This is a genomic window from Protaetiibacter larvae (assembly GCF_008365275.1).
Taxonomy (GTDB): Bacteria; Actinomycetota; Actinomycetes; order Actinomycetales; family Microbacteriaceae; genus Homoserinibacter; species Homoserinibacter larvae.
This window is the reverse complement of sequence record NZ_CP043504.1, coordinates 1,982,071-2,002,613: the sequence shown is the minus strand read 5'-3', so window position 1 is coordinate 2,002,613 and position 20,543 is coordinate 1,982,071. Positions and strand designations below refer to the sequence as shown.

Genomic DNA, 20,543 nt, shown 5'->3' with positions numbered 1-20,543 from the left:
TCCTCGATGTGTCGGCTCGTCCTCCGCGTGTCCGGACACGAGCACCCCTAGACTCCGAGCCATGACGGACGTGCCGCCGAGCAGTTCCGGACGACCGCACGACGACGATCCCGACGCCGCGGTCGGACAGTCGGGTGCGCAGCAGCCTGCTGCCTACCCGCCGCCGTACCCCCCTCCCTACGGGGGCGACATCGTCAGCGACGACGAGCTCGCCAGCGCGCTCGCGGCCCAGACCGCGATGTACACCGGGCCGATCACCTTGCCGGTGCTCAACTCGGATCCCGTCTTCCAGCCCGACCCCGCAGAGCTGCAGCTCGACGTGCCTCCGCCGGTCGAGGAGGAGGTGGCGTCCGCGCAGGGTCCGGCGGCCGAGGCACCGCCCGTGCAGCTTCCCCCCGTGCCGATCCCGCCCCCGGTGGCGCCGCCCGAGTACGTCGCGCCGGACGCGATCGCCGCGGATCCCGAGCCGCCGACGATCGAATCGCCGTCGGTCCCGGCATTCGTGCCCGAGCCGGTCGTGCCCGAACCGGTCGGGGCGCAGCCGTTCGTGCCCGAGCCGGTCGTGGCGCCGCCGTTCGTGTCGGAGCCGATCGCGCCGGAGCCGGTCGCGCAGGACGCTGCCGTGCCGGACGACGCCGAGCTCGGACGCACCGTGGAGCAGGAGGCCGCGGCGGGCTCCACCCTCGACGCGATCCTGCTGCTCGAGAACGAGTTGCGCCGCCGGCAGGGGTTGCCGGTGGTCGAGGAGGCGCCCGAGCCCCCCGCCGGGGTGAGCGCCGTGTTCCCCGAGACGCCTCCCGCATTCGCGCCGATCGTCCCGCCCCCGAGCCACCCGGAGCCCGTGTACGAGCAGCCGGGGTACGAGCAGCCGGTCTATGAGCAGCCCGTGTACGAACAGCCGGTCTACGAGCAGCCGGTCTACGAGCAGCCGGTCTACGAGCAGCCGGTCTACGAGCAGCCGGCCTACGACGAGTCCGGGTACGTGCAACCCGTGTTCACCGACGCCGAGCCCGATCTCGCGTCGTTCCCCCCGCCCATCGTCGACCCGAACGAGTACGCCGCGCCGTACGTGCCCGAGTCGCCCCTTCCCGGATGGACACCCGCCCCCGACCCGGAACGTGAAGGCGCCACGCCGTCGACGCTCGACGGGGGCCTCGAATCGGACGAGCGCCTCTGGCTCGCCGCGCCGCCGCCGTCGTTCGAGCCGCCTCCGCTCGTCGAGCCGCCTGCACCCCAAGCGGCCCCCCTCGATCCGTCGACCTTGACGCCGACCCCGGTGCCGACGTTCAGCGCCCCCGTCGTTCCTCCTCCGCTCACGACCGTGGACGGCCCGGACGGTCCCGTCGATGTGACCCGGCTGCCGCCCCCGACCGGGGTGACCGCGATCGAGGTGCCCCCGGCGACCTTCCTCGACGCCCCGCCGCCCGACGTCGACGTGCTGCCCTTCGCGGCACCGCCGGCCGCCCCGCCGACGGCTGCCCCGGTCTCCTTCGACGCGCTCGTGGCCCCGCCGCCCGGGGACGCCGAGACCGACGGCATCGACGACCTCGCGCATCCGGGGGCCGGGGCGGTGCCGGCGGACTCCTCGCTCGCCCCCGTGACCGTCACGAGCAGCGTCGCCGAGGTCGCCGTCGAACCGGTCCCGATCGGCGACGACCCCGACGCGGCCCGCGATCCGTCACCCGGGGAGGTCGAGGCGGCCGCCGCCGAACCCACCCCGCTCGAGCGACGCGCCGGACACGCCGCGCGGATGTTCTGGCTCTGGTTCGCCGCCAACTCGTCGATCGTGATGGTCGCCGTCGGGGCCTCGATCTTCGGCTTCGGGCTGAGCCTGCGCCAGGCGCTCGTCGCGATCGTCGCGGGCGTGGCCGTCTCGGCCCTGCCGCTCGGTCTCGGCACGCTCGCCGGCAAGTGGAGCGGTCAGCCGACCCTCGTCGTCTCGCGGGCGAGCTTCGGTCTGCAGGGCAACCTGCTGCCGGCGATCCTCGCGGTGCTCGGGCGCGCGCTCTGGGGCGGCGTCATGATCTGGCTGCTCGCCGCGACCACGGCCTCGCTCCTGGCCTCCTCCGGGCTCGACGCCGGACTCGGGGCACCCGTGTGGGCGATCGTCGCCCTCGCGATCGGCGTGATCGTCACGGGGGTGGTCGCCGTCTTCGGCTACGGCCTCCTGCACCGGATCCAGCGGGTGCTCGGCATCCTGTCGATCCTGCTGGTGATCGCGACGGTCGTGCTCACCGCAGGTCACGTCGACTTCGCAGCAGCGCTGCGCACCGATGACGGCCCCTGGGCGCTCGCGATCGGCGGCATCGTGGTGGTCTTCAGCGTCGTCGGTCTCGCCTGGGCGCAGTCGAGCTCCGACCTCGCCCGCTACCAGCGCCCGGGAGGCTCGGGGGCTGCGAACATGCTGTGGGGCAGCTTCGGGGTCATCGTCCCGACACTCCTCATCCTCGGCTGGGGCGCCGTGCTCGCGGCGTCCGACCCGGAGCTCGCCGACGGCCTCGCGAGCGATCCGCTCGTCACCCTGCTGACGCTCGTGCCGAGCTGGTTCGCCCTGCCGGTGCTCGCGGCCTCGGCGTTCGGCCTGGTCTCGGCGGCGATCGTGACCGTCTACTCGGGCGGGCTCGCCCTCGTCGCAACGGGGGTGCGCACCTCGCGCCCCGCCGCCACCCTCATGGCCGCGCTGCTGGTCGCCGCGATCGGCGGGGGCCTCCTCGCTCTCGGGGCGGACACCCGCGACATCCTGCGCGACGTCTCCACGACACTCGCGGTGCCCGTCGCCGCCTGGGTGGGAATCTTCGCGAGCGAGATGATGATCCGCCTGCGCCGGTTCCACGCCCCGTCGCTGCTCGCCCCGGGAGGCGTCTACCCGGCCGTGCGGTGGGTCAACCTGATCGGGCTCGTCGTCATCTCCGCGGTCGGCTTCGGCTTCACGAGCGCGGAGCTCGCGGGCTTCGACTGGCAGGGCTACCTCTTCGGTCTCGTGGGCATCGGCGCGGACGACCCGCTCGCGCACACCGACCTGGGCGTGCTCGTGGCGCTCGCGCTGGGCGTGATCCTGCCGCTGCTCGGCGGCATCCCCGCGATCCGGCGCCAGGAGCGGCCCATCGATCAGGCCGAACAGCGTGCGGACGCGCTTCTAGACTGAGGACGTGCCTGTCGCCCTCGCCCGTGTGATCGACGTCGCGCACACCCTCTGGCCGCTCGCGGGTGCCGAGGAGTGGGATGTGCCGGGGTTGATCGTCGGCGACCCCTCCGCCGAGGTGCGCGCCATCCACCTCGCCGTGGACGCCGTGGCCGACACCGTCGCCGAGGCGGTCGAGCGCGACGCCCAGCTGCTGCTCGTGCACCATCCGCTGCTGCTGCGCGGCGTCACGAGCGTCGCCGAGGACCGCTACAAGGGCACCATGGTCGCGCGACTCATCCGCGGCGGCTGCGGGCTGCTCGCCGCGCACACCAACGCCGACGTGGTCGCCCGTGGCACCTCCGCCGTGCTCGCCGCACGACTCGGCCTGGTCGACCCGCACCCGCTCGTGCCCTCCGCCAGGGATGCCTCGCTCGGGCTGGGCCGGGTGGGGGAGCTGCCCGCCCCCGTCACGCTCGGCGAGCTCGCCCGCGGGCTCGGCGAGATCCTGCCGCCGACCGCCCAAGGCATCCGGGGCGCGGGGGACTACTTCGCGCCCATCCGCCGCGTCGCGCTGTGCGCGGGGGCGGGCGATTCGCTGCTCGCGAATCCGGCGGTGCAGAGCGCCGACGTCTACATCACGAGCGACCTCCGTCACCACCCGGCGTCGGAGGCGCGCGAGAACGCCCGCATCGGGGGCGGCCCCGCGCTGCTGGACATCTCCCACTGGGCGGCCGAATGGCTGTGGCTCGAGGCGGCGGCCGACGAGCTCCGCGCGGCGCTTCCCGAGGTCACGGTGACGGTGAGCGAGCTGCGCACCGACCCGTGGGACTTCGCCCTCGTCTGACCTCCCGGCTGCGGCCGCTGAACGAACGGAATCACTATGGGCCTCAAGGCGGCACCCGAAGACCAGGCGCTCCTGCTGGAGCTGCAGGAGTTCGACACCCGCCTGCAGCAGCTCGCCCATCGGACGCGCACCCTGCCCGAGGCCGCGGCCGTCACGGCGCTCGCCCAGGAGGGCGACGCGCTCCGGCGCGCGCTCGCCGAGCAGACCGGGGTCTGGGAGGATGCGCGCACCGAGCTCGGCCGGGTCGAGTCGGATGTCGCCGTCGTCGAGGCCCGCATCGAACGCGACCGCGCCCGACTGCAGGCGACCTCCTCCGTGAAGGATGTGCAGGCGCTCGAACAGGAGCTCGCCGCCCTCGCCCGCCGTCGCGACGAGCTCGAGGAGATCGAGCTCGTCGTGATGGAGAAGGTCGAGGAGCACGAGACCGCGCTCGCCGCCACCCGTGCCGCTCTCGACGGACTCGACTCCCGGACCGCGGAGGCCGTCGCCGCACGCGACGCGGTGCTCGGCGCCCTCGAGGCGGAACGCGTGCACCTCACCGCCAACCGCGAGACGGTCGCCGGCAGGGTTCCGGCCGAGCTGCTCGCCCTCTACGAGAAGCAGCGCGCCCGCTACGGTGTGGGCGCCTCCCACCTGCGGGGCGGGGTGTCGAGCGCGAGCGGCGTCGCCCTCAATGCGACCGACCTCAACACGGTGCGCGCGGCGGCGCCCGACGACGTCATCCTCTGCCCCGACTCGAGCGCGATCCTCGTGCGCACCGCGGAGTCCGGTCTCTGAGCTTCGACCGATATCCTGGGCGACGAACGGGTCGGCCAGACGGTCGCGTCGCGCGCCGCGAGGCGCGTGCCGAGGAACGTCCGGGCTCCACAGAGCAGGGCGGTGGGTAACACCCACCCGGAGCAATCCGCGAGAAAGTGCAACAGAGAGCAGACCGCCACGGCGCCTTCGGGCGCCGGGGTAAGGGTGAAACGGTGGTGTAAGAGACCACCAGGGGCCCGAGTGATCGGGCTCGCTGGGTAAACCTCGCCCGGAGCAAGGTCAGACAGACACCGATGAGGCTGCTCGCCGAGGTGTCGGGTAGACCGCTGGAGGGCTGCGGCAACGCATCCCCGAGAGAGATGGCCGTCCGGTCGACGCGAGTCGGCCGACAGAACCCGGCGTATCGGCCGACCCGTTCACTCCCCGTCATGACGACGAAGGCGCCCCCGGAGAACCCCGGAGGCGCCTTCGTCGCGGTGGATTGTTCAGGCGACGCGGATGTTCGCGGCCTGCGGGCCCTTCTGGCCCTGGGTGACCTCGAACTCCACGCGCTGACCCTCCTCGAGGGTGCGGTAACCGCTCGAGTCGATGGCCGAGTAGTGGGCGAACACGTCCTGTGCGCCGTCGTCGGGGGTGATGAAGCCGAATCCCTTTTCGGCGTTGAACCACTTCACGGTTCCAGTGGGCATGTGACTGCTTTCTCGTAATGCATGCGCACCCAATCCGGGGCGCGTCCTCAACCTAGTGCACACCCGGTCGCGCACGGCAGCGTGCGACCGCAGATTTCATCGAATCGAAACCTGGCGTCATGCACGCGCAGGTTGCGCTGCAAGCCAGGCGGCGCCGAGGATGCCGGCGTTGTTGCGCAGCGTCGCGGGCACGATCGGGGTGCTCAGCTCGAGCAGCGGGAGGAACTCCTCGTGGTTCTTCGAGACGCCGCCGCCCACCACGAACAGCTCGGGGGAGAACAGGAACTCGACCGTGCCGTAGAACTGCTGCAGTCGCTCGGCCCAGCGCTTCCAGCTGAGGTGGCCGCGCTCCTTGGCCGCGAAGGAGGCGAGCCGCTCGGCGTCGCGTCCCCGCAGCTTGAGGTGCCCGAGCTCGGTGTTCGGGATGAGCACGCCGTCGTAGAGGAACGCGCTGCCGATGCCGGTGCCGAGCGTCGTGACGATCACGAGCCCGTCCACGCCGCGGGCAGCCCCGAAACCCGCCTCCGCGACGCCCGCGGCGTCCGCGTCGTTGACGAAGTGGATGCCGCGGCCGAGCGCCTGCTCGAAGAGGCGCTCGGCATCCAGGCCGATCCAGCGCTTCGAGACGTTCGCGGCCGACATCGTGCGGCCGTGCTTGACGATCGCGGGGAAGCAGACCCCGAGCGGCACGCCCGCGGCCTCGGGGCCGAAGCCGTCGACCATCCCGGCCACCGCCGCGAGCACGGCATCCGGGTCGCCGCCCTCCGGGGTGGCGACCTTGACCCGCTCGCCGGCGAGTTCGCCGCTGTCGACGTCGACGAGCGCCCCCTTGATGCCGGTGCCTCCGATGTCGATGCCGACGGCGAGCGTGCTCATGGGGTCTCCTCGGGGTGGTGTGACCGGATGGTCAGGGCAGGGTCAGGATCTCGGCGCCGCGCTCGGTGACGACGAGGGTGTGCTCGAACTGTGCGGTGAGGCTCTTGTCGCGGGTGGTGATCGTCCAGTCGTCGGCCCACTCGTCCCATTCGGTCGTTCCCGGGCGCTCGGGGGTTCCGATCGTGAGCATCGGCTCGATCGTGAAGACCATGCCGACCTCGATCACGGTGTCGAAGCGGGGGGCGGCGTCGTAGTGGGGCACGATGAGGCCGGTGTGGAACGCGCTGCCGACGCCGTGCCCGGTGAAGTCGCGGACCACTCCGTAGCCGAAGCGGCGCGCGTAGCTCTCGATCGCGCGCCCGATCACGTTGATCTCGCGGCCCGGTGCGACCGCCTTGATGCCGCGGTCGAGGGCCTCCCGGGTGCGGTCGACGAGCTCGCGCGCCTCGGGGGCCACCTCGCCCACCAGGAAGGTCTTGTTGAGGTCGCCGTGCATCCCGTCGCGGTAGGCCGTGATGTCGATGTTGATGATGTCGCCGTCCACGAGCACGGTGTCGTCGGGGATGCCGTGGCACACGACCTCGTTGAGCGAGGTGCAACTCGACTTCGGGAAACCGCGATAGCCGAGCGTCGAGGGGTAGGCGTCGTGGGCGATGAGGAACTCGTGGGCGATCCGGTCGAGCTCATCGGTCGTGACGCCCGGGCGGATGGCGGCTCCGACCGCTTCGACGGCCTGCGCGGCGATGCGGCCGCTCGCCCGGATCCGCTCGATCTCCTCCGGGGTGTAGACGTCGGAACCGGTGAACGGGCGAGGCCCGGAACGGCCCACGTACTCGGGTCGCGGGATCGAGGAGGGCACCGCGCGGGCGGGTGACAGCCGGCCGGAGACGAGGTGACCGGCTGCGTCGCGAGGCATAGGCTCAAGACTACCGAGCGGAGGGACGCCGAGATGGCTGAGTGGTGGTACAACCACAAGACCGGTGAGGTCGAGGAGGGCCCGCAGTCGCTGGGGTCCGATCGCGACGGCCCCTACCCCAGCCGCGAGGAGGCCGAACGGGCCCCGGAGATCGCGCGCGAGCGGGCGCGGGCCTGGGCCTCGGACGACGAGGCCGAGCGCCGCTGACCGCCTCGGATCAGTCCTCGTAGGAGTGCTCGGGGCCGGGATAGGCGCCCGAGGCGACATCCGCGGTCCAGGCGCGCGCCGCATCCCCGAGCACCTCGGCGAGTTGCGCGTACTGCTTCACGAACTTCGGGATGCGCCCCGTCGTGAGTCCCGCCCAGTCGGTCCACACGAGCAGCTGCCCGTCGGTGTGCGGGCCGGCGCCCACCGAGATGGTCGGGATGCCGAGCTCCGCGGTGACCCGTTTGGCTGCCTCGGCGGGCACCATCTCGAGCACGACGGCGAAGGCACCCGCGTCCTCGACCGCCCGGGCGTCGGCGATGAGCTGCTCGACGCGATCCCCGCGCCCCTGGATCACGTGGCCGCCGAGCTGGTGCTCGCTCTGCGGGGTGAATCCGATGTGGGCCATGACGGGGATCCCGGCCGACACGATCCGCCGGATCTGCTCCGCCGATCGCACCCCGCCCTCGAGCTTGACGGCGTGCGCGCCGGTCTCCTTCATGAAGCGGAACGCGGTGTGCAGCGCTTCGTCGGGCCCCGTCTCGTATGAACCGAACGGCATGTCGGCGACCACGAAGGCGCGCTTGACGGCGCCGGCCACCGCACGGGTGAGGGGGATCAGCTGGTCGATCGTCACGGGGAGGGTCGTGTCGTAGCCGAACACGTTGTTGCCCGCCGAGTCGCCCACGAGCAGGAAGTCGACACCGGCGCGGTCGAAGATCGCCGCGGTGAGCTGGTCGTAGCTCGTGAGCCCGGTGATCTTGATGCCGTTGGCCTTGGCGTTCTGGAAATGCCGGGTGCGTACCTTCTTGACGACCTCGTCTGCCATGTCGCCAGTCTAGGCACCCGCCCGGATGCGGGGCTCGCGCGCGGTCGCCGTGCGGAGCACCCCGATCACGAGGAAGAGCTGGGCGGCGAGGTAGAACGCCATGATGAGGGTGTCCTCGGGCGGGGTCTGGAACAGCGGTGTGAACAGCCGGAAGGCGAGCAGCGAATCGCTCGCCACGAAGAGCGTCCCCCCGATCATCGTGAAGGTGTTGCCGCGCGTCGAGAACGCCGCCATGAGCCCGAGCACCACGCCGTAGACGGCGACGACGGGGGCGAGCGCGCCGAGGGACGGCCACAGGGCGAGCATGAGGCCCGCGAACCAGAACACGAGCCCGAGCGACCACCAGGAGGCGTTCCGATGGAAGGCGAGGTGGAACAGCACGATGTAGGCGAGGTGGGCGACGAGGAAGAACGACAGCCCCACGACGAAGTCGGCGAGCGTGATGTCGCCGAGCCAGGAGAGCCCGAGCGCGGTGAACAGCAGCGCGAACACCCGTGGACGGAGCCGGCGACGGTCGATGAGCAGCGTCAGGATCGCCCCGAGGGCGAGCGCGGGCACGGTCCAGCCCTTCGTCGCCTGGTCGAGCGCGACAGCGCCCGCGAGCTTGGCACCCAGATGCACGGCCGAGATCGCGAGGAACGGCAGCATGGCCAGCGCGACGGTGCCGACGCGCGCGGCGGGCGGGCTCATCCCACCGGCCGCGAGGTGATCGGGAGTCGCCGGTCGCGACCGAACGCCATCCCCGAGATCTTGGGCCCGATCGCGCCCTGCCGCCGCTTCCACTCCGAGCGGTCGACGAGCCGGGTGACGAACTCGACCGTCTCGCGGTCGAAGCCCCGGGCGACGATGTCGGCGCGACCGAGACGCTGCGTGATGTACAGCTCGAGCAGCGCGTCGAGCAGCGGATACGGGGGCAGGGTGTCCTGGTCGGTCTGGTCGGGGCGCAGCTCGGCGCTCGGCGGCTTCGTGATCGAGTTCTCGGGGATCGGCGGCGTCTCCCCCCGCGCGGCGGCGGCCTCGTTGCGCCATCGGGCGAGCTCCCAGACGAGCGTCTTCGGCACGTCCTTGAGGGGGGCGAAACCGCCCGCCGAGTCGCCGTAGATCGTCGAGTAGCCCACCGCGAGCTCGGTCTTGTTGCCGGTCGTGAGCACGAGGTGCCCGCTCATGTTGGATGTCGCCATCAGGATGATGCCCCGGATGCGGGCCTGCAGGTTCTCGGCGGCGACGCCGGTGAGCGCCAGCTGGGTCTCGACCGGCTGCACGAGCCCGGCGATCGGCTCGACCGAGTAGTGCAGCCCGATGCGCTCGGCGAGCTCGTCGGCGTCGTCACGCGAGCCCTCCGAGCTGTAGCGGCTCGGCATGCTCACCCCGTGCACCCGGTCGGGGCCGATCGCGTCGGCCGCGAGCGCGGCGCACACCGCGGAGTCGATGCCCCCCGAGAGCCCGAGCACGACGCTCGGGAAGCCGTTCTTCTCGACATAGTCGCGCAGCCCCGCCACGAGGGCGTTCCAGAGCTGCTCGCGGTCGTCGGGGAGGGTCGCGATCGAGGGCGCGAGCACGGAGAGGGGTTCCGCGTCGCGGGCGTCGAGCTCGACGCGACGCACGTTCTCGAGCGCAGGCGCGTCGCCCGCCGCCTCCGGCTCCACATCCACCAGGAGCAACTGCTCGCGGAACTGCGCGGCGCGGGCCAGGATGCGGCCCCCCGCATCCACGACGACGCTGTCCCCGTCGAACACCAGGTCGTCCTGGCCGCCCACGATGTTGACGTAGGCGACGATCGTGTTCGTCTCCGTCGCGCGGCGGGTCACGAGCGGCAGGCGCACCTCGTCCTTGTCGCGCTCGAAGGGCGAGGCGTTGAGCACGAGCAGCAGCCCCGCATCCGCTTCGAGCACGCGGCCCACCGGACCGCCGTCACGCCACAGGTCCTCGCAGATGATGACGGCCACGTCCACCCCGCGCACCCGAAGCACGAGCAGCTCGTCGCCGGGGATGAACACGCGGTACTCGTCGAACACCGAGTAGTTCGGCAGGTGATGCTTCGCGTAGCGGGCGACGACGCGCCCCCGATGCAGCACGCTCGCGCAGTTCTGGGCGACCGCCGTCGGCGCGTTGCTCGTGCCCAGCAGGCGCGGCTCGTGCGGGCCGTCCGGGTGGCCGACGATCACGATGAGCTCGCCGAGCCCCTCCGCGGCGAGGCGCTCGGCGAGCGCCGGCACCGCCTCGCTCGCGGCGCGCAGGAAGCTCGGCTGCGCCGCGAGGTCCTCGATGGGGTACCCCGTGAGAGCCATCTCGCCCGTCACGAGCAGTTCGGCACCGGAGGCGAGCGCCTCGCGCGCCGCGGAGAGGATCATCGCGGCGTTGCCCTCCAGGTCTCCGACGATCGGGTTGGATTGCGCAAGTGCCAATCGCAGACGGGGCATGGCGATAGCCTAGGACGAGCGCGCGACGTCGCGAGAAGGGGACCCGAATGGACAAGCAGCGAGACTTCGTTCTGCGCACCATCGAGGAGCGCGGAGTGAAGTTCATCCGCCTCTGGTTCACGGATGTCGTGGGCACCCTGAAGTCGGTCGCACTGGCCCCGGCCGAGGTCGAGGGGGCGTTCTCGGAGGGCGTCGGCATCGACGGTTCGGCGATCGAAGGCCTCACCCGGGCCTACGAGGCCGACGTGCTCGCGCACCCGGACCCGACGACCTTCCAGATCCTGCCCTGGCGCGGCGAGGTCGACCCGACCGCGCGCATGTTCTGCGACATCACGACGCCCGACGGCCAGCCGGCGATCGCCGATCCGCGCAATGTGCTCAAGCGCACCCTCGCGAAGGCGGCGGATCGCGGCTTCACCTTCTACACGCACCCGGAGATCGAGTTCTACCTGCTCACCTCGAGCAAGCTGAAGAACGGCAAGCCCGTCCCCGTCGACTCGGCCGGCTACTTCGACAACGTGCCCGGCGGCACGGCGCACGACTTCCGGCGCCGTTCGGTGCGGATGCTCGAGGATCTCGGCATCTCGGTGGAGTTCAGCCACCACGAGGCGGGCCCCGGTCAGAACGAGATCGATCTGCGCTACGCGGACGCCCTCACCACGGCCGACAACATCATGACCTTCCGCACCGTGATCAAGGAGGTGGCGATCGAGCAGGGCGTCTACGCGACGTTCATGCCGAAGCCGTTCTCCGAGCATCCCGGGTCCGGCATGCACACGCACGTCTCGCTCTTCGAGGGGGATGCGAACGCGTTCTTCGACGCGGGCGGCCAGTACCAGCTGTCGACCATCGGCCGCCAGTTCGTCGCGGGGCTGCTCCGCCACGCGCCCGAGATCACGGCGGTGACCAACCAGTTCGTGAACTCCTACAAGCGCCTGTGGGGCGGCGACGAGGCGCCCAGCTACGTCACCTGGGGCCACAACAACCGTTCGGCGCTCGTGCGCGTGCCGCTCTACAAGCCCGGCAAGGGGCAGAGCGCGCGCGTCGAGTACCGCGGCATCGACTCCGCCGCGAACCCGTACCTCGCGTACGCACTGTTGCTCGCGGCGGGTCTCAAGGGCATCGAGGAGGGCTACGAGCTCCCGCCCGAGGCCGACTCCGACGTCTTCGACATGTCGAGCGCGGAGCGTCGTGCGCTCGGCTACCAGGCGCTGCCGTCGAGCCTCGACCGCGCGCTGCTCATCATGGAGGAGTCGGAGCTCGTCGCCGAGACGCTCGGCGAGCAGGTGTTCAACTACGTGCTGCTCAACAAGCGCCGCGAGTGGGCGGGCTACCGCGCACAGGTGACGCCCTTCGAGCTGGAAGCGAACCTGGAGGCGCTCTGACCCGGAGCGCGATCACCCTCACCGAGCTCGCTCGGCTCGGGTTCGCCGACCTGGGGGGTGCCGCCGCCGCACTTCCCGGGGTGCCCGACGACGTCGTGCCGCTGTTCTCCGGGGTCGCCGATCCCGACCAGGCGCTCGCCCTGCTGGGCGCGCTCCGGGAGCGGGACCCCGCGGCCGTGGGGTCGCTGCTCGCGCGCGAGCGCTCGGCACGCAGCCTGCTCGAGGTGCTGGGGGCGTCGGAGGGCCTGGCGACCTTCCTGCGCCGCCACCCCGAACAGCTCGAGGTGTTCGCCGATCCGCTGACGTCGCCTCCGGATGCCGCGCGCTACCGTGCCGCCCTCGTGGCGGCCGTGGAGGGGCTCTCGGGCGAGGCGGCGCGGAACGCGCTGCGGGTCGCCTACCGCCGCGAGCTCACCCGGCTCGCCGCCTGGGATCTGGGGCACGCGGAGCCGATCGAGGTCGTCCCGCGGGTCGCCGCGGCGCTTGCGGATCTCGCGGGGGCGACCCTCGACGCCGCACTCGTCGTGGCGCGGGCCGACTCGCGTTTTCCCGCCGAGGAGGTCGCCGCCACGCGGCTCGCGATCATCGGCATGGGCAAGGCGGGTGCGCGCGAGCTCAACTATGTGAGCGATGTCGACGTGATCTTCGTGGCGGCGGGGGAGGCGGAGCTCCCTGATGCGCGTGCCGTCGAGATCGCCACGCGGCTCGCCGTCGACACCATGCACGCCATCCACGAGCTCGCCGTCGAGCCGGCCCTGTGGGAGGTGGATGCCAATCTGCGGCCCGAGGGCAAGGACGGCGCGCTCGTGCGCACCCTCGAGTCGCACCTGGCGTACTACGACCGCTGGGCCAAGAGCTGGGAGTTCCAGGCGCTGCTGAAGGCGAGGCCGCTCGCCGGCGACCTCGCGCTCGGCGAGCGCTTCGTGACGGGGATCGCGCCCAAGGTGTGGGCGGCTTCCTCGCGCGAAGGCTTCGTCGAGTCGGTGCAGAAGATGCGCGAGCGGGTCATGGCGAACATCCCGCGCGACGAGCTCGACGTGCAGCTCAAGCTCGGTCCGGGGGGGCTGCGCGACGTCGAGTTCACCATCCAGCTGCTGCAGCTCGTGCACGGCCAGGCGGACCCCGACATCCGGCAGCGATCCACCCTCGACGGGCTCGCCGCCCTCGCCGACCGCGGATACATCGGGCGCGTCGAGGCGGCGGAGTTCGCGCGCGACTACCGCTACCTGAGGCTGCTCGAGCACCGCCTGCAGCTCGCCCGCCTGCGGCGCACGCACCTCATGCCCCGCGGCGAGCACGAGCTGCGCTCCCTCGCGCGCGGCTCGCGGCTCGCGGGCACGGCCGACGGGCTGCTCGAGAGCTGGCGCGGGGTGCAGCAGGGGGTCCGGAGCCTGCACGAGCGGCTGTTCTACCGCCCGCTGCTCTCCGCGGTCGCGGCGCTCCCGGAGGACGGCTACAGCCTCACGAGCGAGCAGGCGGAGGCGCGGCTCGCCGCGATCGGCTTCCAGGATCCGCGGGGCGCGCTCCACCACATCGCGGCGCTCACGGGCGGCGTCTCGCGGCGGGCCGCGATCCAGCGCACCCTGCTGCCGGTCATGCTGCAGTGGTTCGCCGACGGCGCCGACCCCGACTACGGCCTCCTCGCGTTCCGACGTCTCTCCGACGACCTCGGCGAGGCCTACTGGTTCCTGCGGATGCTGCGCGATTCCTCCGGGGCGGCGCAGCGGCTCACCCAGGTGCTCGCGAGCTCGCGCTTCGTGGGTGTGCTGTTCGAACGCTTCCCGGAGGCGGCGGCCTGGCTCGAGAACGACGCCGAGCTGCGGCCCCGCAGCCTCGAGGAGCTCCTCGAGGAGACGGACGCGACGGTCGCCCGCCATGCCGACGACGTCGACGCGGCCGCGGCCGCACTGCGGACGGCGCGGCGGCGCGAGGTGCTGCGACTCGCCCTGGCCGGCATCGTCGGGCTCATCGAGATCCAGGAGCTGGGGGTCGCCCTCAGCGCGATCACGACCGCGATCCTCACGGGCATGGTGCGGCTCGCGCACCGCTGGGGCGACGAGGTGGAGTTCGGCATCATCGCGATGGGACGCTACGGGGGAGCGGAGCTCGGTTTCGGGAGCGACGCCGACGTCATGTACGTCTACCGTCCGGCAGGGTGCGAACCGGAGGTGGCGCAGCGGCGAGCCGAGCAGATCGCGCACGACATCAAGCGACTCACCGAAGACCTGCGGTTGCCCTTCGACCTCGACCTCGGCTTGCGACCGGAGGGCAAGAACGGTGCCATCGTGCGCTCGCTCGACAGCTACCGCGCCTACTACGAGCGCTGGTCGCTCACCTGGGAGGCGCAGGCACTGCTGCGTGCGCGAGGCGTCGTGGGGGATCTTCAGCTGCTCTCGGAGTTCGAGCGGATGGCCGACGAGGTGCGGTATCCCGTCGAGATCTCGCCTGACGCGGTGCGCGAGGTCAAGCGCATCAAGGCGCGCGTGGAGGCGGAACGGCTGCCGCAGGGCGCCGATCCGGCCCGTCACCTGAAGCTCGGGCGGGGCTCGCTGTCGGATGTGGAGTGGTTCGTCCAGTTGCTGCAGCTCGAGCACGCCGACAAGGTGCCGGAGCTGCGCACCCCCTCCACGCTGCATGCGCTCGACGCGGCGGTCGCCGCCGGACTGGTCGCGGCGCCGGATGCCGAACGGCTGCGGGCGGCGTGGATCATCGCCTCGCGCGCGCGCTCGGCGATGACGCTGTGGACGGCGAAGACCGCGGATGTGCTTCCGACCGACCGTCGCGCCCTCGAGGGCGTCGCGCGGCTCATGGAGTACCCGCCGCACTCGGCGACGCGGCTCGAGGAGGACTACCTCCGCACCACCCGCCTCGCCCGCCAGGTCTTCGAGCGCGCCTTCTACGGCCCCCGCTGATCCCGCGAGATGTCAGCTGTTGCGGTTTTCGCGGCCGGTTTCCGCAAGAACTGACATCTCGCGAGATGCGGAACGGGCCGCCTCCCGGAGGAAGCGGCCCGTTCGTGCTGCAGGGTTCAGACCCCGAAGTACAGCTCGTACTCGAAGGGGTGCGGGCGCTGGGCGAAGGGCAGCAGCTCCTTCTCGCGCTTGTAGGAGATCCAGGTGTCGATGAGGTCCTGCGTGAACACGCCGCCTGCGAGCAGGAAGTCGTGGTCCTCCTCGAGCGCCTTGAGGGCCTCGTCGAGCGAGCCCGGCAGCTGCGGGATGCCCTTCGCCTCCTCCGGGGGGAGCTCGTAGAGGTCCTTGTCGACCGGCTCGTGCGGCTCGATCTTGTTCTGGATGCCGTCGATGCCCGCCATGAGCTGCACCGCGAACCCGAGGTACGGGTTGCCGGAGGCGTCGGGCGCGCGGAACTCGATGCGCTTGGCCTTCGGGTTGGTGCCCGTGATCGGGATGCGGATCGAGGCGGAGCGGTTGCCGGCCGAGTAGACCAGGTTCACCGGGGCCTCGAAGCCCGGGATGAGGCGGTGGTACGAGTTGACGGTCGGGTTGGTGAACGCCGAGATCGCGGCCGCGTGCTTGAGGATGCCGCCGATGTACCAGCGCGCGATGTCCGACAGGCCGCCGTAGCCCTGCTCGTCGTAGAACAGCGGCTTGCCCTCGTTCCAGAGCGACTGGTGGGTGTGCATGCCCGAGCCGTTGTCGCCCTGGAGCGGCTTCGGCATGAAGGTCGCGACCTTGCCCCACTCGAGCGCGGTGTTCTTGACGATGTACTTGAACTTCAGGATGTCGTCGGCCGCGTGCACGAGGGTGTCGAACTTGTAGTTGATCTCGCCCTGGCCGGCGGTGCCGACCTCGTGGTGGCTGCGCTCGACCTCGAGGCCCACCTCGATGAGCTTGAGCACGATGTCGTCGCGGAGGTCGGCGTGCTGGTCGACCGGCGAGACGGGGAAGTAGCCGCCCTTGTACGGGGTCTTGTTCGCGAGGTTGCCGCCCTCCTCCACGCGCCCGGTGTTCCAGGCCGCCTCGGAGGAGTCCACCTCGTAGAAGCTCTTGTTCTGCTTCACCTCGTAGCGCACGTCGTCGAAGATGTAGAACTCGGCCTCGGGCGCGAAGAACGCGGTGTCGGCGATGCCGGTCGAGGCGAGGTACTTCTCGGCCTTCTTGGCCACCTGACGCGGGTCGCGGCCGTAGATCTCGCCGTTGCGCGGGTTGTAGATGTCGAAGACGATCACCAGGGTGCGCTCGGTGCGGAACGGGTCGACGTACGCCGTCGAGATGTCCGGGATCAGCTGGAGGTCCGACTCGTGGATCGACTGGAAGCCGCGGATCGACGATCCGTCGAACAGCTGGCCGACGGTGAAGAACTCCTCATCGACGGTCGCTGCCGGGATGTTGAAGTGCTGCTGGATGCCAGGAAGGTCGGTGAAGCGGATGTCGAGGAACTTGACATCCGTGTCCTTGATGAACTTCAGCACCTCGGAGGAGTCGCTGAACAGGGGCTTGGACATAGAGGGTTACTCCAAGGGCGTGGAACGGGTGTGGCTGCGGATGCAGCCGCTCTGAGGCTATGGTGGCGGGATTTCCCGACCATGACCGAATTGTTTCCGGCATGTTACGCGGGCCTCTCTAGAGTGATCAGGTGACCAGCGCCCCCGCCTCGAGCCCCGAGAACCGCTGGCCGGGGGAGCGTCTGGGGCTTCCCGAGCACGGTCCGCGCTCGGTCGGCCGCCTCGGCCGCCGCGTCATCGCGCTGCTCGTCGACTGGGGGATCGCGACCCTGCTGTCCTGGGCCTTCTTCCGGGTGCCGGAGGGCACCAACGGCTTCATCACCCTGGGGATCTTCGCCGCGCTTCAGTACGTGGCGCTCCTCGTGCTGAACGGCAGCGTCGGGCACCTCGTCGTGAGGCTGCGGGTCGTGCCCACGCGGGGCGGCTACCTCGGGGTGTGGCGCCCGGCGGTGCGCACCGTGCTGCTGTGCCTCGTGATCCCCGCCCTGATCTGGGACCGCGACCAGCGCGGCTTCCACGACAAGGCGGCCGGCACCATCCTGGTGCGCGTCTAAGCGACCCTTGCGAGAACGCCCGCGGCGGGGGGAGACTGACGAAAGTTCGAGGAACCCGAATCCTCGGCACCCTGCACTCTTGACGGGAACTCCGACGGCGCGCCGCCGGGGTGTCAGCGAACGAGGCGTGGATGGTTGCCACCGCAATCGGGTACCCGAGACCTCATCGGCATGCCTCGCATCGACGCGAGCATCCGCACCATCCGCACCACGTGCGCGGCGGCCTCGTCGCGGGCGGTGCCGTCGCGTCGGCATTGCTGCTCGCGGCCGGGATCCACGCGCCGAGCACGACGAGCCCGGTCGCCGAGCTGCGCGCGCGGTTCGTCTCGTCGGTTCCGGGATCCGCGGCTGAGCTCGACGGCGCGGTCGCCTCGCTCCGCGGTGAACTGGCGTCCGCGGAGCTCGCGCTCGAGGGCTCCGAGGCGCGGGTGCTCGACGAGGCGGTGCGCACGCGACTCGAGGCGCTCATCTCGCGCGGGACGGCGGCGTTGCGCGCGGGCCAGCTCGCGGCGGTGCTCGGTGCGGCGCCCGACGGGGGCGTGGGGCGCGCGCTCGAGGCGCAGCTGCGCTCCGCGGAGGAGCTCGCGCACGCCACGAGCGCGGTGGACCGGGCGGTCGATGCCTGGGAGGCCGAGCAGGCGCGGATCGCGGCCGAACGGGAGGCCGCCCAACGGGCCGCAGAGGCGGCCGCGGCCGCAGCGGCGCATCCCGCCCGGGCGCGAACCGGTGCCCCCGCGCCGGCGGGGCGCTACGTCGAGGGCATCTGGACCTCGGGCGGGCAGGCGGAGATCGACGCCTGCCGCGGATCCGTCAACATCGCGGGGATCGCCGGCTATCTCGGGGGTGCGTTCTACGCTGCCGAGCACTGGTCGTGCGGCGGCCGCGCCTGGGCCGGGATCGGCACCGGCGCCCAGGTGGAGTTCCCGGGCTACGGGGTCTACCAGGTGGCCGGACAGGTGGGCGGTCTCGTACTGGGAGCCGACGCGTCGATGCTGCCCGCCGGATACGACGGCTACTACCAGACCTGCATCGACGGGAGTTCGAGCAACATGCACGTCTGGCTGCTCACGCGCGTGGCGTGAGCAGCGCGCGCGGCCCGCTCAGCGCGGACGCGGGGCGCGGATGCGCTGCGGGTCGATCCCCGGCGGGATCTTGAAGCCCTTCACCTTGCCGACCGAGGTGAGACGCTTGTCGACCTGGACGACCTCGGCCTTGGTGAGCTTGCGCGGGAACCGGCGCAATGCCGCGGGCACCTTGTAGAGGGCCGTCGAGTCGCTGTCGGGCCCGACATGCAGCTGGTGTACGGGCACATTCGGCAGCAGGCGCACGATGTTGGCGCGCTCCTTGTCGAGCATCGGCTGCGTGCGCGACACCGGGCCCTCGCTGATGAGCACGACGCCCGGTCGACCCACGGCGCGGTACACCGCGTCCTTGGTCTTGGGGCTGAAGGCGATCGGCTCCTCGCTGCCGATCCAGCTGCGGCGCAGCCCGTTCTTGAGCACGGCGCCGACGGCGCCCGGCTGGCCCGCGATCTGGGAGTACGCGGCACGCTCGGCGCGACGTCCGAGGATCACGAGCGCGAGCAGCACACCCGCGAGCACGCCCGCCACGATGTACAGCACGATGCCGAGCCAGTTGTCGCCCGAGAGCCAGACCGAGAGCACGACGGCCGCGGCCACGGGGAGCAGGAAGGCGAGGATCAGGTACCAGACGATGCCGGGATCCGAACGGCGGGTCATCTGGAGCACCTGCCACATCTGCTTGATGCGGCCGGGCTCCTTCTCGGGCTTGGTGCGTGCCATGCTTCCAGCCTACGGGGTGTCAGGACACCGCCTGCGCGAAGCCGAGCTCGGCGTCCGCGAGGTGCTGGAGGTGCTCCGGGATCGCGCGACCCTTCGCCATCATCGAGCGCGCCCAGAGGCGCCCCGCCCGGTAGCTGGAGCGCACGAGGGGGCCGGCGAGCACGCCGAGGAAGCCGAGAGCCTCGGCCTCCTCCTTGAACTCCACGAACTCCTCGGGGCGCACCCAGCGGGCCACCGGCAGGTGCCGGGGGGAGGGGCGCAGGTACTGCGTGACGGTGATGATGTCGCATCCGGCATCCCGCAGCTCGCGCAGCGCCTGGCTCACCTCGTGGCGCTCCTCGCCCATCCCCAGGATGAGGTTCGACTTCGTGATGAGCCCCGCCTCGCGCGCGGCCGTGATGACGCCGAGCGAGCGGTCGTAGCGGAACGCGGGACGGATGCGCTTGAAGATGCGCGGGACCGTCTCGACGTTGTGCGCGAAGACCTCCGGGCGCGAGGAGAACACCTCGGCGAGGAGGTCCGGGTTGCCCGAGAAGTCGGTCGCCAGGATCTCGACCCCCGTCCCCGGGTTGGCCTCGTGGATGGCGCGCACGGTCTCGGCGTGCAGCCACGCTCCCTCGTCGGGGAGGTCATCGCGCGCGACCCCCGTCACGGTCGCGTAGCGCAGCCCCATCCGGGCCACCGACTCGGCGACCCGGCGCGGCTCGTCGGTGTCGTAGTCGGCCGGCTTGCCGGTGTCGATCTGGCAGAAGTCGCAGCGCCGCGTGCACTGGCTGCCGCCGATCAGGAAGGTCGCCTCGCGGTCCTCCCAGCACTCGTAGATGTTGGGGCAGCCGGCCTCCTGGCACACCGTGTGCAGCTCCTCCGACTTCACGAGCGACTGCAGCGCCGTGTACTCGGGCCCCATCCGGGCGCGCGTCTTGATCCACTCGGGCTTGCGCTCGATGGGTGTCTGGGCGTTGCGCACCTCGAGTCGCAGGAGTTTGCGCCCTTCGGGCGGCGTCGTCATGCCGGCACCGCCTCGCGTCGGGCGAGGCTCGCACCGACCGCGGCGTCGAAGCGTCGCCGCACGGCATCCACGACGTCCGCGGGGGTGATCTCGCGGCCGAGTTCGCGGCTCATCGTGGTGACCCCGGCATCCCGGATGCCGCAGGCCACGATCGCGGCGTAGGCGTCGAGGCTGTTGCTGCAGTTGAGGGCGAAGCCGTGCATCGTCACTCCCTCGGCCACGCGGATCCCGATCGCCGCGATCTTGTCGGCGGGCGCGCCGGGGCGTTCGATCCAGACCCCGCTGCGGCCCTCGACGCGAGTGCCGCGGATGCCGAAGTCGGCCAGCACGCCGATCAGCAGCTCTTCGAGGCGGCGCACGTAGGCCACGACGTCGATCGGGTCCGCGAGGCGCACGATCGGGTAGCCCACGAGCTGCCCCGGGCCGTGCCAGGTGATCTTGCCGCCGCGGTCGACGTCGATGACCGGGGTGCCGTCGCTCGGCCGCTCCTCCGGTTCGGTGCGCTTCCCCGCGGTGTAGACGGAGGGATGCTCCAGCAGGAGCACGGTGTCAGGCGCCCGGCCGCTCGCCACCTCGGCGTGCAGGGCACGCTGGTGTTCGAGGGCCGTCGGATACGGCACGGAGTTGGCGCTTAGCCCCGTGACGACGTAGTCGACCACCCGTCCAC

At 71.5% G+C, this 20,543-nt stretch carries 18 protein-coding genes and 1 other RNA gene; 9 read left to right on the top strand and 10 right to left on the bottom strand.

The window, feature by feature from the left end; translation table 11 throughout:
• The first annotated feature begins 61 nt into the window (after window positions 1–61).
• The 4 genes from FLP23_RS12570 (at window position 62) to rnpB (ending at window position 5,146) form a co-directional block, all read left to right on the top strand.
• The gene (locus FLP23_RS12570; RefSeq protein ID WP_149325629.1) at window positions 62–3,145 is read left to right on the top strand and encodes a cytosine permease; all 3,084 of its coding nucleotides are present in this window, start codon (window positions 62–64) and stop codon (window positions 3,143–3,145) included.
• A gap of 4 nt (window positions 3,146–3,149) precedes the next feature.
• Window positions 3,150–3,968 (top strand): Nif3-like dinuclear metal center hexameric protein, encoded by an 819-nt coding sequence (locus tag FLP23_RS09440; protein ID WP_149325628.1) that lies wholly within the window; start codon window positions 3,150–3,152, stop codon window positions 3,966–3,968.
• A gap of 36 nt (window positions 3,969–4,004) precedes the next feature.
• On the top strand, window positions 4,005–4,745 hold the full coding sequence (locus tag FLP23_RS09435; protein ID WP_149325627.1) for a zinc ribbon domain-containing protein: 741 nt from the start codon (window positions 4,005–4,007) through the stop codon (window positions 4,743–4,745).
• Between the two features lie 27 nt (window positions 4,746–4,772).
• Window positions 4,773–5,146: RNase P RNA component class A (gene rnpB, locus FLP23_RS09430), an RNA gene on the top strand.
• Between the two features lie 66 nt (window positions 5,147–5,212).
• Here the strand turns inward: rnpB and cspE are convergent.
• The 3 genes from cspE to map form a co-directional block, all read right to left on the bottom strand.
• Window positions 5,213–5,416 carry a transcription antiterminator/RNA stability regulator CspE gene (gene cspE / locus FLP23_RS09425; RefSeq protein WP_149325626.1) on the bottom strand — a complete coding sequence of 68 codons (204 nt, stop codon included), beginning with the start codon at window positions 5,414–5,416 and terminating at the stop codon, window positions 5,213–5,215.
• Between the two features lie 117 nt (window positions 5,417–5,533).
• Window positions 5,534–6,292 (bottom strand): polyphosphate--glucose phosphotransferase, encoded by a 759-nt coding sequence (gene ppgK, locus FLP23_RS09420; protein ID WP_149325625.1) that lies wholly within the window; start codon window positions 6,290–6,292, stop codon window positions 5,534–5,536.
• A gap of 31 nt (window positions 6,293–6,323) precedes the next feature.
• Window positions 6,324–7,208 carry a type I methionyl aminopeptidase gene (map, locus tag FLP23_RS09415; protein ID WP_149325624.1) on the bottom strand — a complete coding sequence of 295 codons (885 nt, stop codon included), beginning with the start codon at window positions 7,206–7,208 and terminating at the stop codon, window positions 6,324–6,326.
• A 33-nt stretch (window positions 7,209–7,241) separates the two neighbouring features.
• Here map and FLP23_RS09410 point away from each other — a divergent pair, with 33 nt between their 5' ends.
• Window positions 7,242–7,415 (top strand): methionine aminopeptidase, encoded by a 174-nt coding sequence (locus tag FLP23_RS09410; RefSeq protein ID WP_149325623.1) that lies wholly within the window; start codon window positions 7,242–7,244, stop codon window positions 7,413–7,415.
• A 10-nt stretch (window positions 7,416–7,425) separates the two neighbouring features.
• Here the strand turns inward: FLP23_RS09410 and panB are convergent, their stop codons facing one another.
• Genes panB through FLP23_RS09395 form a run of 3 tightly spaced genes read right to left on the bottom strand, consistent with a single transcriptional unit; the run spans window position 7,426 to window position 10,661 of the window.
• Window positions 7,426–8,241, bottom strand: a complete 816-nt coding sequence (gene panB, locus FLP23_RS09405; protein WP_149325622.1) for a 3-methyl-2-oxobutanoate hydroxymethyltransferase — start codon at window positions 8,239–8,241, stop codon at window positions 7,426–7,428.
• A 9-nt stretch (window positions 8,242–8,250) separates the two neighbouring features.
• Entirely contained in the window at window positions 8,251–8,931 is a 681-nt protein-coding gene (locus FLP23_RS09400; RefSeq protein WP_149325621.1) for a lysoplasmalogenase family protein, read from the bottom strand.
• A complete protein-coding gene (locus FLP23_RS09395; protein WP_149325620.1) occupies window positions 8,928–10,661 on the bottom strand; it encodes an NAD+ synthase in 1,734 nt (577 codons plus the stop codon). The genes FLP23_RS09400 and FLP23_RS09395 overlap by 4 nt, the downstream gene beginning before the upstream one ends.
• Before the next feature lie 47 nt (window positions 10,662–10,708).
• Between FLP23_RS09395 and FLP23_RS09390 the strand changes: the two genes are divergently transcribed.
• Window positions 10,709–12,046 (top strand): glutamine synthetase family protein, encoded by a 1,338-nt coding sequence (locus tag FLP23_RS09390; RefSeq protein ID WP_149325619.1) that lies wholly within the window; start codon window positions 10,709–10,711, stop codon window positions 12,044–12,046.
• On the top strand, window positions 12,043–14,958 hold the full coding sequence (locus FLP23_RS09385; protein ID WP_149326265.1) for a bifunctional [glutamine synthetase] adenylyltransferase/[glutamine synthetase]-adenylyl-L-tyrosine phosphorylase: 2,916 nt from the start codon (window positions 12,043–12,045) through the stop codon (window positions 14,956–14,958). Before FLP23_RS09390 ends, FLP23_RS09385 begins: the two co-directional genes overlap by 4 nt.
• Before the next feature lie 116 nt (window positions 14,959–15,074).
• Here FLP23_RS09385 and glnA read toward each other — a convergent pair whose 3' ends face one another.
• Window positions 15,075–16,499: a type I glutamate--ammonia ligase gene (glnA, locus tag FLP23_RS09380; protein ID WP_149326264.1), complete on the bottom strand. Its 1,425-nt coding sequence runs from the start codon at window positions 16,497–16,499 to the stop codon at window positions 15,075–15,077.
• 143 nt (window positions 16,500–16,642) lie between these two features.
• Between glnA and FLP23_RS09375 the strand changes: the two genes are divergently transcribed.
• Together FLP23_RS09375 and FLP23_RS09370 are read left to right on the top strand one after the other, a co-directional pair.
• Entirely contained in the window at window positions 16,643–17,065 is a 423-nt protein-coding gene (locus FLP23_RS09375; RefSeq protein ID WP_149325618.1) for an RDD family protein, read from the top strand.
• 131 nt (window positions 17,066–17,196) lie between these two features.
• Window positions 17,197–18,147 (top strand): hypothetical protein, encoded by a 951-nt coding sequence (locus FLP23_RS09370; protein ID WP_149325617.1) that lies wholly within the window; start codon window positions 17,197–17,199, stop codon window positions 18,145–18,147.
• Window positions 18,148–18,165: 18 nt separating this feature from the next.
• On the opposite strand, the gene FLP23_RS09365 is transcribed toward FLP23_RS09370, so the two are convergent.
• The 3 genes from FLP23_RS09365 to lipB are packed head-to-tail and all read right to left on the bottom strand — an operon-like array spanning window position 18,166 to window position 20,535.
• Window positions 18,166–18,867 carry a DUF4191 domain-containing protein gene (locus FLP23_RS09365; protein ID WP_149325616.1) on the bottom strand — a complete coding sequence of 234 codons (702 nt, stop codon included), beginning with the start codon at window positions 18,865–18,867 and terminating at the stop codon, window positions 18,166–18,168.
• 19 nt (window positions 18,868–18,886) lie between these two features.
• Complete coding sequence (gene lipA, locus FLP23_RS09360) at window positions 18,887–19,876, bottom strand: lipoyl synthase (protein ID WP_149325615.1); 990 nt, start codon at window positions 19,874–19,876, stop codon at window positions 18,887–18,889.
• Window positions 19,873–20,535 (bottom strand): lipoyl(octanoyl) transferase LipB, encoded by a 663-nt coding sequence (lipB, locus tag FLP23_RS09355; RefSeq protein ID WP_149325614.1) that lies wholly within the window; start codon window positions 20,533–20,535, stop codon window positions 19,873–19,875. The genes lipA and lipB overlap by 4 nt, the downstream gene beginning before the upstream one ends.
• Window positions 20,536–20,543 lie beyond the last annotated feature (8 nt).

What these genes read in the sequence shown, in the direction of transcription:
- FLP23_RS12570 (WP_149325629.1), top strand. Translation starts at nt 62, where the DNA reads ATGACGGACGTGCCGCCGAGCAGTTCCGGACGACCGCACGACGACGAT.
- FLP23_RS09435 (WP_149325627.1), top strand. Translation starts at nt 4,005, where the DNA reads ATGGGCCTCAAGGCGGCACCCGAAGACCAGGCGCTCCTGCTGGAGCTG.
- cspE (WP_149325626.1), bottom strand. Translation starts at nt 5,416, where the DNA reads ATGCCCACTGGAACCGTGAAGTGGTTCAACGCCGAAAAGGGATTCGGC.
- ppgK (WP_149325625.1), bottom strand. Translation starts at nt 6,292, where the DNA reads ATGAGCACGCTCGCCGTCGGCATCGACATCGGAGGCACCGGCATCAAG.
- map (WP_149325624.1), bottom strand. Translation starts at nt 7,208, where the DNA reads ATGCCTCGCGACGCAGCCGGTCACCTCGTCTCCGGCCGGCTGTCACCC.
- FLP23_RS09410 (WP_149325623.1), top strand. Translation starts at nt 7,242, where the DNA reads ATGGCTGAGTGGTGGTACAACCACAAGACCGGTGAGGTCGAGGAGGGC.
- panB (WP_149325622.1), bottom strand. Translation starts at nt 8,241, where the DNA reads ATGGCAGACGAGGTCGTCAAGAAGGTACGCACCCGGCATTTCCAGAAC.
- FLP23_RS09400 (WP_149325621.1), bottom strand. Translation starts at nt 8,931, where the DNA reads ATGAGCCCGCCCGCCGCGCGCGTCGGCACCGTCGCGCTGGCCATGCTG.
- FLP23_RS09395 (WP_149325620.1), bottom strand. Translation starts at nt 10,661, where the DNA reads ATGCCCCGTCTGCGATTGGCACTTGCGCAATCCAACCCGATCGTCGGA.
- FLP23_RS09390 (WP_149325619.1), top strand. Translation starts at nt 10,709, where the DNA reads ATGGACAAGCAGCGAGACTTCGTTCTGCGCACCATCGAGGAGCGCGGA.
- FLP23_RS09370 (WP_149325617.1), top strand. Translation starts at nt 17,197, where the DNA reads ATGGTTGCCACCGCAATCGGGTACCCGAGACCTCATCGGCATGCCTCG.
- FLP23_RS09365 (WP_149325616.1), bottom strand. Translation starts at nt 18,867, where the DNA reads ATGGCACGCACCAAGCCCGAGAAGGAGCCCGGCCGCATCAAGCAGATG.
- lipA (WP_149325615.1), bottom strand. Translation starts at nt 19,876, where the DNA reads ATGACGACGCCGCCCGAAGGGCGCAAACTCCTGCGACTCGAGGTGCGC.